Origin of the sequence: Kitasatospora sp. NPDC059146, from assembly GCF_042786665.1 — a bacterium.
In the GTDB taxonomy this organism is placed as follows: Bacteria; Actinomycetota; Actinomycetes; order Streptomycetales; family Streptomycetaceae; genus Kitasatospora.
Window position 1 is genome coordinate 1 of sequence record NZ_JBHZCY010000079.1, and the last position, 12,499, is coordinate 12,499.

6 protein-coding genes are annotated in these 12,499 nt (G+C 74.5%); all 6 read right to left on the reverse strand.

Going from position 1 to position 12,499, the window contains the following annotated elements; translation table 11 throughout:
- Nucleotides 1–80: 80 nt before the first annotated feature.
- Nucleotides 81–776: a formyltransferase family protein gene (locus ACFXPX_RS28400; protein ID WP_380643966.1), complete on the reverse strand. Its 696-nt coding sequence runs from the start codon at nt 774–776 to the stop codon at nt 81–83.
- Nucleotides 777–839: 63 nt separating this feature from the next.
- Nucleotides 840–2,117 (reverse strand): cytochrome P450, encoded by a 1,278-nt coding sequence (locus tag ACFXPX_RS28405; RefSeq protein ID WP_380643967.1) that lies wholly within the window; start codon nt 2,115–2,117, stop codon nt 840–842.
- Nucleotides 2,114–3,910, reverse strand: coding sequence for a beta-ketoacyl synthase N-terminal-like domain-containing protein (locus ACFXPX_RS28410; RefSeq protein ID WP_380529168.1), 1,797 nt, complete (start codon nt 3,908–3,910; stop codon nt 2,114–2,116). Before ACFXPX_RS28410 ends, ACFXPX_RS28405 begins: the two co-directional genes overlap by 4 nt.
- A gap of 47 nt (nt 3,911–3,957) precedes the next feature.
- A complete protein-coding gene (locus ACFXPX_RS28415; RefSeq protein ID WP_380643968.1) occupies nt 3,958–5,784 on the reverse strand; it encodes an amino acid adenylation domain-containing protein in 1,827 nt (608 codons plus the stop codon).
- Nucleotides 5,781–11,849, reverse strand: a complete 6,069-nt coding sequence (locus ACFXPX_RS28420) for an acyltransferase domain-containing protein (protein WP_380643969.1) — start codon at nt 11,847–11,849, stop codon at nt 5,781–5,783. Before ACFXPX_RS28420 ends, ACFXPX_RS28415 begins: the two co-directional genes overlap by 4 nt.
- 140 nt (nt 11,850–11,989) lie before the next feature.
- On the reverse strand, nt 11,990–12,274 hold the full coding sequence (locus ACFXPX_RS28425; RefSeq protein WP_380529173.1) for a hypothetical protein: 285 nt from the start codon (nt 12,272–12,274) through the stop codon (nt 11,990–11,992).
- Between the last annotated feature and the right edge of the window lie 225 nt (nt 12,275–12,499).

Consider the following 12,499-nt stretch of genomic DNA (forward strand, 5'->3'; position numbering starts at 1 on the left):
CAAAACCCCCCCCTCCACCCTCGCGGGCGCCGCCCCGGGGGGCGCGGGGGGGGGGGCCGACGGCACTTCGCCGTGCGGGCTCAGTGCTCGTGCAGCGCCCACCGGCTGCCGTCGACCCGCGCCGCGCCCGGCAGGGCGATCAGCTCGGGCTTGAACAACGGCGGCGCGCCCATCGCGGGCTCCCAGGTCGCCAGCGACTCGTCCTGGGGGACCTCGATCCGCCGGTCGGCGGCCAGGTCGGCGACCACCTTGAGCAGCAGCCGCACCCCGAGCGGCGCCAGGTGGTCGCGCCACAGGCTCTGCGCGGTCGAGCCCGGCGGTACGAACAGGTGCTGCTGGGCGGCGATCGGGCCGCCGTCGGTGCGCTCGGTCAGGTGGTAGACGCTTCCGCCGGTCACCTTGTCGCCGTCGCGGATCGTCCACCGGATCGCGTCCCGGCCGCGGTGCAGCGGCAGCAGGCTGGGGTGGTAGCCGATGGTGGCGACGGCGGCCCGGGCGCGGGTCTCCCGGCCGAGGAAGGCGTGCGAGTGCGCGGCGAGGATGACGTCCACCCCGTCGGGGACGTGCCGGGCCCGCAGTTCGGCCGAGTCCGTCCAGGGGATGTCCCTGGGGAACGCCCAGGCCCGTACGCGGTCCCAGCACATCGCGTCGGCCTCGTCGGACCGCCCTCTGCGCAGCCGGGGCGCGGCCGCACCGACGATCTTGTGTCCGCCGTCCAGCAGGGCCTCCGCGACCTGCACCGCGAACGCCCCTTGTCCCGATAGGTAGATGTTCAACCGTCCTCCTGCGCTCACTGGTCGGGTCGGGTCGGGTCGGGTCTCGGTTTCGGCGTCGGCGCGTCAGTCGGCCCCGTCCAGTCCGGCCCCGTCCAGCCCGGCGCGGTCGGGCTCGAAGCGCACCGGCAGGGTGGCGAACCCGGTCAGGAAGTTGGAGCGGATCGGCCGCGGCTCGGCGGTCAGGTCGAAGCCGGTGGTGAAGTCCCGCAGTGCCCCGAGCAGTTCGGCGATCTCCACCTTGGCCAGGTAGGAGCCCACGCAGAAGTGCGGGCCGTACCCGAAGGCCAGGTGCTTGTTGGGGGTGCGGCCGAGGTCGAAGTGCTCGGGCCGGTCGAAGACCCGCTCGTCCCGGTTGCCGGAGGCGTGCCAGAGCGTGACGATCTCGCCGGGCCGCAGCCGTACGCCGTGCACCTCGGTCTCCCGGACGACGCTGCGTCCGAAGTGCAGGGTGGGCGAGGCCCAGCGCAGCACCTCGTCCACGGCCGTCCCGAGCTCGACCTCGCCCCGCTTGAGCCGGTGCCACTGGTCGGGCCGGGCCGCCAGGGTCCGGACGCAGTCGATCATCGTCAGCCGGCTGGTCTCGTCGCCGCCGATGATCAGGCTGTAGCAGTTGAGCACCACGTCCTCGTCGGTCAGCGGCACGCCGTCGATCGAGCTGGCGACCAGCATGCTGATCACGTCCTCGCCGGGGTGCTCGCGGCGCTCCTCGACGACGTCCATGAAGTACATCAGGATCTCGTTGCGGGCCATCTCGGAGTCGACCTCGTCGACGTCCTCGTCGTCCGCCGAGAGCGCCGCCCTGGTGAGGCCGAGCAGGTGGTCCTGGTCCTGCTCGGGCACGCCCAGCAGGCTGCAGATGGTGGTCATCGGGATCCGGGCGGCGATCTGCTCGGCGAAGTCGCAGCCGCCGGAGGCGACCGCCGCGCGGATCCACCGCCGGGTGTTGGCCCGGACGGTGGTGGCCACCTCGTCCAGCACCCGTGGGGAGAGCACCCGTTGCAGGATCTTGCGCAGCTCGTGGTGGCGGTGCCCGTCGGTGACGGCCAGCATCCGGCCCGCCCCGGCGTCGCCGCCCTCCAGCAGGGTGACCAGGACGTTGCCGCGCTCGGAGGTGAAGTGCGCGTCGTCCCGGTAGGTGGCCAGGATGTCCTCGTGCCGGGAGAGCACCCAGAACCCGCGCCGGCCGTCGGCCGGGGGGTTCCAGTGCAGCGGCGCCTCGTCCCGCAGGGTGCGCCAGTACCCGACGAGGTCGAGGCCGGGATCGGCGAAGGTGGCCGGGTCGCCCAGGTCCACGGCGGCCGGGGCGCGGGTCGGGGTCGGGGCCGGGGTGCGCACGGTCACCAGTCCGTGCGCCAGAACCGGCGCGGCTGGAAGGGGTAGGTGGGCAGCGGCACCCGGTGGCTGGCCTCGCCGCGGTGCAGGGCGTCGAAGTCCACCGGCCGGCCGCCCACCCAGGCGGCGGCCAGCTCGGCCAGCGCCCCGGCGTCCCGGCCGGCCGGCACCAGGCCGTGGTCGGTGCGGGCGAACGCGCCCGCATCGACGGCCGGGGCGGCGGCGGTCGAGGTGACGACGCCGCCCGCGGGCTCCCCGGCGAGCGCCGCGATCAGCTCCTCCCGGCTGCGCACCACGGCCGCCCAACGGCGGGGCAGCACCTTGCGGCCGAGGTTGAGGCTGTAGCAGACGTCGTCCAGCCGCAGCGTCGGGTCGGCCGCCAGCCGCTCCCGGAGCCGGGTGCGCTGGCGGGCCAGGGTCTCGTCGTCCAGGGCGGACAGGGTGGCCAGCCGGGGCCGGCCCGCCTCCTCGGGCTCGCGCCGGGCCGGGGCCGGCGGCTCCTCCAGCAGCAGGTGGGCGTTGTAGCCGCCGCCGCCGATCGAGGTGATGCCCGCCCGGCGGATACCGGACTCCGGTTCCCAGTCGGCCCCTTCGAGCTGCGGCACGAACGGCGTGCCGGGCAGGTCGAGGTCCGGGTTGACCTCGGTCAGGTTGATCGTCGCCGGGAGCTGCCGGTGGTACAGCGCCAGCGCGGCCTTGACCGCCCCGAAGCCGCCGGAGACCACGCCGCCGTGGCCCACGTTGCCCTTGACCCCGCCGATCGAGGTGGTCGCGGTCTGCTTGCCGAACGCCATGGTCGCCGCGTGCACCTCGAGCTCGTCGGTCATCGGCAGACCGAGCCCGTTGGCCTCGTACATGCCCACCGTCTCGGGGGCGACGCCGCCGACCTCCATGGCGCTCGCGATGCAGGCGCTCAGCCGCTCGGGCTGGGCCAGGCCGTAGGCCATCGCGCTGACCCCGTTGTTGTTCACGGCCGAGCCCTTGACCACGGCGTAGACGTGGTCGCGGTCGGCGACGGCGTGCCCCAGCGGCTTGAGCAGCACGGTGACCACGCCGCTGGACAGCGCGGTGCCGGTGCCGTTGGCGTCGAAGGGGCGGCAGTGGCCGTCCCGGGACAGGATCCGGTTCTCCTCCCACAGGTGGCCGCGCGGGTGCGGCAGCCGCACCATCGCGCCGCCCGCGACCGCCAGGTCGGTCTGGCCGAGCAGCAGCGACTGACAGGCCAGGTGCACCGCGTAGTGGAAGCCCGCGCAGACGGCCGCGACGGTGACGGCCTCGCCGGTGAGCCCCAGGTAGTACAGGGCGTTGGAGGTCATGGTGTCCGGCGACCAGGCCAGGCTGGCCTCGATCGCCTCCGGGCCGACCGACACCCGGTCCGGCGGGGAGCTGTAGAGCGCGGCGGTCTGCGGGTTGTTGGCGCCGTACATCCCGATCTCGGCGTCCAGCCGCTCCGGGTCGTAGCCGCCGTCCTCCAGCGACTCCCAGGCGCTCTCCAGGAACAGCCGGTTCTCCGGGGTCATCGCGGCGGCCATCCGGTCGCTGATGCCGAACACCGAGGGGTCGAACCTGTCGTAGGTGTCCAGCACGCCGCAGGCGCGCACGTAGAAGGGGCTGTGGATCAGGGTCTCGTCGACGTGGATGTCGTCCTTGGCCAGGAAGGAGATCGACTCCCGGCCGTGGACGAGGTTGTCCCAGAACTGTTCCTTGGTACGGGCGCCGGGGGCCCGTAGCGACATGCCGATGACGGCCACGTCGCCCGGGTCGTAGTCCTGCTCGGGGGCCTGCTCGGGGTGGTCGGTCATGGAAGGCTCCTGCTCCGTGGTGGGGTGGGGCGGCTCGGGTCGCGGGCTCAGCGGTCGCCGGCCGGGCGTCCGCGCAGGGCCGCGCGGCGGGCGCCGGCCCGGCGGCGGGCCGACTGCACCACCTCGGGGGTCGCGCCCTCCTCCTCGTCGAGCCAGCGGGCGAGCGAGGCGATGTCGCGGAAGCTGAACAGGTCGGGCACCCGAACCCGCCGGTCGAAGCGACGGGTCATCAGCCGGGCCAGCCGGATCAGCAGCAGCGAGTCGCCGCCGAGGTCGTAGAAGGCGGCCTGGACGTCGATGCCGGACGGTTCGAGGTCGAGCAGCTGCCCCCAGATCTCGGCCAGGGCGAGCTCGGTGGGCGTGCTCGGCGCGGTCGTCGGCCCGCCGGTGCCGGCGGCCGGCGGCTCGGGGAGCGCGCTGCGGTCCAGCTTGCCGCCCGGCCCGAGCGGCAGCGCGGGCAGCACCACCAGGGTGGCGGGCACCAGGTAGTCGGGCAGTTCGGCGGCGAGCCGGGCGGTGACGGCGCCCTGGAGCGCCGCGTCCAGCCGGGGCCCGTCCGGGGCGGGGCCGTCGCCCGCGGGCACCAGGTAGCCGACCAGCCGGTTGCCGCGGACGGCGGCGGCGGCCTCCCGGACCTCGGGGCAGCCGGTCAGCCGGGCCTCGACCTCCTCCAGCTCGATCCGGTAGCCGCGCAGCTTGACCTGGTGGTCGGTGCGGCCGAGGAAGCGCAGCTCACCGTCCTCGGTGAACGCGACCAGGTCGCCGGTGCGGTACATCCGCCCGCCCGGGTGGAACGGGTCGGGCAGGAAGCGCTCGGCGGTGGTCTCCGGCCGGTTGACGTAGCCGTGCGCGACCCCGGCGCCGCCGAGGTACAGCTCGCCCGGGGCGCCGGTCGGGACGGGCCGGCGCTGCTCGTCCAGCACGTACACCAGGGCGCCCTCGGTCGGCGGGCCGATCGTCGGCTCCTCGGCCGACTCCTCGGGGACGAGGCCGAAGGAGCAGAACACGGTGCCCTCGGTGGGGCCGTAGGCGTTGAACACCCGGGTCGCGCCGGTCTCCCGGTACGTCCGGTCGACCAGCTTGCGGCGCAGCGCCTCGCCGCCGAACACCACGGTGCGCAGGTTGGGCGGCAGCGCCCCGGCGTCGAGCAGGCCGTTCATCACCGACGGCACGGCGTTGAGGTGGGTGATCCGGTCGGCGTACCGGCTCTCCGGCAGGTGCACGGCGCTCTCGACCAGCACCACGGCGCCGCCCCGGCACAGCGCGTTGAAGATCTCCATCACGGACATGTCGAAGCAGACCGAGCTGGCCGCCGCGACCCCGCTCAGGTCGCAGCCCTCCAGGACGCGGTCCATCGCGGCGAGCATCGCCACCGCGCCGCCGTGCCGCACCGCCACGCCCTTGGGCCGGCCGGTGGAGCCCGAGGTGTAGATGATGTACGCGGTGTCCCCGGGCACGACCGGGACGGGCCTCGCGCCCGGCTCGGTGCGCACCGCGGCGCCGTCCAGCACCAGCACGGTCGGGCCGGGCGGGCAACTCGCCCGGGAGGCGGGGGTGGTGAGCAGCAGCCGGGTGCCGCTGTCCTGCACCATGAGGCCCAGCCGGTCGGCGGGGTAGTTCGGGTCCAGCGGCAGGTAGCAGGCGCCGCTGCGCAGCGCGGCCAGGAGGGCGACCAGCAGGTCGGGGGTGCGTTCGACGCAAATCCCGACCGGGACGCCCGGGCCGGCCCCGGCGGCGGTCAGCCGTTCGGCCAACTCGGCCGATCGGCGGTCGAGTTCGCCGTAGCCGAGGACGCCGGCCTCGGCGTACACCGCGATCGCGTCGGGGTTCTTGGCGGCCAGTTCGACGAAGGCGGAGTGCAGGGTGTCGGTCACCGGTCCGCCTCCTCGGGCAGGCCGGCCGGGGCGACGGCGCCGAGGGCGAGGCCGGGCCGGGCGATCGACTCGAAGAGCACGGTGCGGTACAGCGCGAGCAGTGCGGTCACGGTGTGCCTTTCCAGGTAGCTCGGTTTGAACTGGACGTGGCCGGCCACTTCGCCGTCGATGTCGGCCATCGAGATCTCCAGGTCGAACTTGGCGAGGTGGCGGCGCACCTGGAGCGGTTCGAGCGGCAGGGCGCCGTCCGGGGTGAGGGTGGAGCCGACGCCGTGGAAGAGCTTGACCGAGCGGGGGAAGGCCTCCGAGGACAGCCAGTTGACCACCACGTCGAACCACGGGGAGCGGCCCTCGGCGCGCGGCGGCCGGAGCCGGGAGGCCAGCAGGTCGAGGGGGTAGTTCATGTGCTCCAGCAGGCCGAGCGAGAAGTCGTGCACCTCGCGCAGCAGGTCGCGGAAGCTGCGGTCGGCGGCCGGGTTGGCCCGGACCAGCACGGTGTTGAGGTAGTAGCCGACGGCGGACTCCCAGCCGGGCTCGGCCCGTTGGGCGATCGCGGTGGCCAGCACCGCGTCCTCGGTGCCGACCGCGCGGTTGAGGGTGGCGAAGAACCCGGCCAGCACCACGGTGCTGATCGACACGCCCTCGCGCAGCGCGAACTCCCGCAGCAGCCGGGTCTCCTCGGCGCTCCAGCGGAACGCCAGGTCGCGGCCCTCGTAGGTGACGCCCGGCGGCCGCTCCCGGTCGGACAGGTCGAGGTGGGCGGGCGGGTCGGCCAGCTTCGCCGACCACCAGTCCAGCGCCGCCGCGGCGGCCGGCCCGGCCAGCCACTGCCGCTCCCATGCGACGAACTCGGTGTACGGGGCGGCCGGTGCGTCGGCAACCGGGTCGGCGCCTTGGTCGGCGCCCTGGTAGGAGGCCTGGTAGAAGGCCTGGAGTTCGCGGATCATCACATCGGCGGAGGCCGCGTCCGAGGCGATGTGGTGGACCAGCACCAGCAGGTAGTGGTCGGCCGGGCCCCGGCCCAGCAGGACGACCCGCACCAGCGGCCCGTTGTCGAGGTCGAGCGGCCGGTGCCCCTGCCGGGCCAGCTCCTCGCGGGCCTGCTCCTCGTCCAGCGCGGAGCCGTCCAGCGCCAGGAACTCGTACACCGGTTCGTCCAGGACGACTTGGTACGGCCGCCCGCCCGCCTCGACGAAGAGGGTGCGCAGCGCCGGGTGGCGGGCCGTCACGGCCCGGACGGCGCGCTCCAGGGCCTTCTCATCGACCGTGCTGCGGATCCGGGCGGTCACCATGAAGTTGTAGGGGACGGCGTCCGGCGAGACCATCTGCATGAACCAGAGCGAGGCCTGGCCGTGCGAGGCGGGTGCCAGGGCGAGGCCCAGGTCGTCGGCGCGCAGCTGCTCCAGGGCCGGTGCGTCGGTGGCGTCCAGCAGGCCGCGGGCGTCCAGTTCGTCGAGCAGTTCCTCGGCGTCCAGCTCGGAGAGTTCGTCGAGGAAGGCGTGGTCCGCCGGGCGGGCGGGGGCCGGTACGGGAGTCGGCGCGGCAGTCGGTGCGGGGGCGGTTGCGGGCGTGCTCGCGGGGGCGCCGCCGCCGGTGAGCTCGACGAAGTGGCCGACCACCTCGGAGATCGGGCGGCCGTCCAGGAACACCACCGGCGACACCCGGTGCCCGAACAGCGCCTGCATCCGGTTGACCAGCCGGATCCCCACCATCGAGTCCAGGCCGAAGTCCCGCAGGCAGGCGTCGGTGTCGAAGCCGCTCACCGGCACGCCCAGCGCGTCGGCGAGTTCGGCGAGGACGACCTCCGCCACCGGCCGGGCCGCGGGCTCGGGCCCGGCCTGCACGACGGCCTGCACGTCGGCTTGTACGACGGTCGCCGCCGCGGGCGCGGTGGCGACCGGCGCAGCCGTCGGGGCGGCCGGGGCCCGTGGGGCCTGCGGCTCGGTGTCGATCCAGTAGCGCTCCTTCTGCCACGCCACCAGCGGGGTCTCCACCGGCTCGACGTCGTCGTCGAACAGCGGGTCGAAGGTCAGCGGCAGGCCCCGGACGTACAGCGAGGCGGCCGCGCCCAGCAGGCAGCGCAGGTCGCTCTCCTCGCGCCGCAGCGAGTTGACCGCGTGCACCCGCGCCCCGCGGGTGAGGGCGATCTCCTCGACCGCGCCGCGCAGCGTCTCGTGCGGGCCGATCTCGACGAAGGTGCCGACGCCCCGGTCGACCAGCGCCCCGATGGTCTCGGCGAAGCGGACCTGGTTGCGCAGGTTGTGCACCCAGTAGTCCACGTCGGTGGCCGGGTTGACCGCCTCGGCCAGCGCGGTGGAGTGGAAGTCGATGACGGGCGGCAGCGCGGTGATGCCCTCGATGCCCTCGCGCAGCGGCTGGAGCAGCGGGTCCATCCCCGGGCTGTGCACCGGCCGTTCGACCCGGATCCGGCGGACCGACACCCCCTCCCGCCGCAGGTCGGCCTCCAGGGCGTCGACGGCCTCGGGCGAGCCGGAGACCGCCGCGCTGGTGGGGCTGTTGACCACGGCGACGGCCGCGTGCGCGGCGTACGGGGCGAGCCGGGGCAGCAGCTCCGCCTCCGGCAGGTCGACCGAGATCATCGCGCCCGCGGCCGCCTTGCGTTCGAGCAGGTGCGAGCGGGTGACCACGACCCGGGCGGCGTCCTCCAGCGACAGCGCCCCGGCCACGCAGGCGGCCGCGACCTCGCCCAGGCTGTGCCCGACCACGGCGGCCGGCTCGACGCCGAGCCCGAGCCAGACCTTCGCCAGCGACACCTGGAGGGCGAACAGCACCGGCTGCTGGACGTCCATCTCCTCGTACCGGGCCCGCTCGGCCGGGGCGGCCAGCTGCTCCAGCACCGAGCAGCCGCCGGCCGCGCGCACGGCGGCGTCGCAGGCGGTCATCCACTCGCGGAACCCGGCGTGGGAGCGCAGGAGTTCCCGGCCCATGCCGACCCACTGGGTGCCGCCGCCGGAGAACACCAGCGCCACCCGGCGGTCGACGTTCCCGGAGACCGCCCCGGTGACGACCTCGGGGTGCGGCCGGCCGGACGCGACCCGGGCGAGGCCGTCCAGGACGTCCTGCCGGCTGCGGGCGAACAGCGCGATCCGGTGGTTGTGGTGGGTGCGCCGGGCGGCGAGGGTGTACGCGAGGTCGGCGACCCGCAGGCCGGGGTCGCGTTCGACGCGGTTGGACAGTTCGCGGCAGGTGTCGGCCAGCGCGCCCGCCGTGCGGGCCGTGACGGGCACCAGGTGCAGCCGGCCCGCCGGGGCGGGGTCGGCCTGGCCGGGGGCGGTGTGCCGGCCCCGGTCACCGGCCAGGAAGGGGTGCGCCGGGACGGCCAGCCCGGCCGCGTACAGCGCGCCGAGCGAGCCGAGCAGGGTGACGGCCTCGTCCTCGCCGCGCCGCAGCGAGGGCAGGGTGGCGGCGGGGAGCAGTTCCGACACCGACTTGAGCAGCAGCGGGTGCGGGCTGAGCTCGATCACCGCGTCGACGTCGTACCCGCGCAGGCCGGTCAGGGCGTCGACCACCCGGATCTCCCGGCGCAGGTTCTCCGCCCAGTAGTCCGGGCCGAGTTCGGCGCCGTCCACGGCCTCGCCGGTGACGGTGGAGATCATCGGGATCCGGGTGCTCCGGGGGCGGATGCCGTCGAGCTCCACCTTCAACGGGGCGAGCACGTGGTCGACCAGCGGGGAGTGCGGGGCGTGGCCCATCCGCACCCGGTGGTTGGTGACACCCGCGTCGGTGAGCCGCCGGACCAGGCCGTCGATCTCCTGCGGGGTGCCGGTGACCAGGGTGGAGCGCAGGCCGTTGCGGCCGGAGAGGGTGAGCCCGCCGGTCAGGTACGGCGCGACCTCGTCCGCGGCGGTCATCACCACGATGCCCTCGCCCCGCCCGACGGCCAACTGCTGGAGCAGCCGGCCGTGGTGGGCGGCCAGCCGGGAGGCGTCGTCGAAGTCGAGCGCGCCGGCCACGTGGGCGGCGGCGAACTCGCCGACGCTCTGCCCGACCACCACGTCCGGCTCCACGCCCAGCGCGCGCCAGGTCTCGGCCAGCGCGACCTGGAGGGAGAACAGCAGCGGCTGGAAGACGTCCATGTCGTCCAGTCGGCCGTCCGGGGAGAGCAGTTGCTCGACCAGGGAGAAGCCCAGCAGCTCCTTCATCCGCCGGTCGGAGCGCAGCATCGAGCGGCGGAACACCGGCATTCCGGCCAGTAGCTGGCGGCCCATGCCGACCCACTGGGAGCCGTTGCCGGAGAACAGGAACGCCACCCGCGGGCGGCGCCCGGCCGCCTCGCCGACGCTCAGCCCGCGGGCCGGCGCCCCGGCGCCGAAGGCGTCCAGCTGGGTGCGGAGTTCGGCCAGGTCCCGGGCGGCGGCCGCGAGCCGGAACGCCCCCTCGCCGGGTGCGCGGCGGCACAGTTCGCGCAGGTCGGTGGCGTCGCGCAGGGCGCGGGCCCGTTCCGCCAGCGCCTCCGGGGAGTCGGCGGCCAGCAGCAGCAGGGAGCCCTCGGGGCGCGGCAGTTCCTCCACCGCGACGTGGCAGATCGCGCCGCCGAAGCCGAAGGAGCTGACCCCGCCCCGGCGGGCGTCGGAGCGCCGCGGCCAGGGCGTCAACCGGTCCTGGACGGTCATCCGGTACTCGTCGAAGAGGATCTGCGGGTTCGGCGTGCTGTAGTGCAGGCTCGGCGGCAGCACGCCGTTGCGCATCGACAGCGCCAGCTTGACCAGCCCGACGATGCCCGCCGCCGCCTCCAGGTGGCCCACGTTGGACTTGACGGAGCCCAGCCGCAGCGGCTCGGTGCGGTCGCCGCCGAGGACGGCGCCGATCGCATTGGCCTCGATCGGGTCGCCGAGCGGCGTCGCCGAGCCGTGGCACTCGATGTAGTCCACCAGGTGCGGGTCGATGCCGGCCCGCCGGTACGCGGTGCGCAGCATCTTCTCCTGCGCCTGCGGGTTCGGCGCCGTCATCCCGTTGCTCAGGCCGTCGTTGTTGGAGGAGCTGCCCTTGATCAGGCAGTACACCGGCAGGTCGCGCTCCAGGGCCACGCTGAGCGGCGCGAGAACGACGACACCGGCGCCCTCGCCGCGGACGTAGCCGTCGGCCCGGGCGTCGAAGGACTTGCAGCGGCCGTCCGGGGCGAGCGCGCCCATCGCGTCCATCGCGGTGTAGTAGTCGGAGACGAAGCTCAGGTTGACGCCGCCGGCCAGCACGAGGTCGCTCTCGCCGAGCTGGATCGACTGGCAGCCGACGTGCACCGAGACCAGGGAGCCCGCGCAGGCGGCGTCGATGGCCATGCTCGGGCCCTGCAGCCCCAGGACGTAGGAGACCCGGTTGGCGATGATGCCGTCGTGCATGCCGGTCGCGGTGTGCGGGGTGATCTGGGCGTCGGGCCCGCGGTAGTGCGCCAGGGCGGCGTAGTCGCCCCAACAGGAGGCCATGAACACGCCGGTGTCGCTGCCGAGCAGGGTGTGCGGGGCGATGCCCGCGTCCTCCAGGGCCTCCCAGCACAGTTCCAGGACCAGCCGCTGCTGCGGGTCCATCTGGACGGCCTCGCGCGGCGAGATGCCGAAGAACAGCGGGTCGAACCGGTCGATGCCGTCGACGAACCCGCCCCAGCGGACCGCGTCGTTCATCAGCGCCCGGCGCGCGGCCGGGACCGGTCCGACGGCGTCACCGCCCTCCACCAGCAGCCGCCAGAACGCGGACGGGTCCGGACCGCCGGGGAAGCGGCAGCCGATGCCCACGACCGCGACCGGCTCGTGGGGACGGGCGCCGCGCTCGGCGCCCCGGGCGGGCTGCGCCTCGCGCGGACCCTCGACCAGGGCCCGGGCCAGCTCGCCGACGGTCGGGTACTGCCAGAGCCAGGTGGCGGGGACGGCGCGTCCGAGGAACGCGGACAGCTCGGCGGCGAGCGCCACCGACCGCGCGGAGTCCAGCCCGTACCGGTGCAGCGGGGCCCGGGGGTCCAGGGTGTTCGCGGACACGTCCAACAGTGCGGATACGCGGGAGAGCAGGAAGTCCGTGACGGCGGACGGGTCCGGCACCGTGCGTTCTTGGGGCATGGCGACTCCCTGGGCAGGGCGGAAGGAGGGAACGGGGAACGGGGGAATGGACGGGGGAACGGGCGGGGCAACGGGTGGGTCGGGACTGCCCGGCCGGACGGCTCGCGACAGCCTGGATCAGCCGCGTGCGGACGTGCGGATCAGCGGCTCGGATCGCTCGGATCGGCTCGGGTGATCGCGCAACAGCGGCCCACTGTGAAGTTCTCGCCGACGCGTGCGGCGCGGCGCCTGCCGGCCGGTCCGTCGGCGCTGTGGTCGCCGTGGACCGCGCGGAGCTGGTGTCCCGGTCCGCCCTGGATGCGGAGGTCGATCGGAAGGCCGATCGGACGGTCGATCGGGTCTGGCGCAACGAGTGTGCGAACTGTGCGAATCGATGTGCGGCGGATCACCGGGTCTTTACCGACCAGCGGGTACGAGAGTGCCACTTGGCGATTGGTGAGACAAGCGTCGTCTGCGAGCCGGTCCGGGCAGTGGCGGGATCCGATCGCCAAAGTGTCCGATTCGACCTGCTCGATCGAACGGCTCCGGCCGAACGGCGGCGACGGCGGGTGAACCACTGCACGGCGGGCTTTCGTTCGCGCGCGATACGGCTAACCTGCCTGAAAGGTAAGGGAGTTGGAGCACGGTCGGGATTCCCCGCGAGGGGTGAG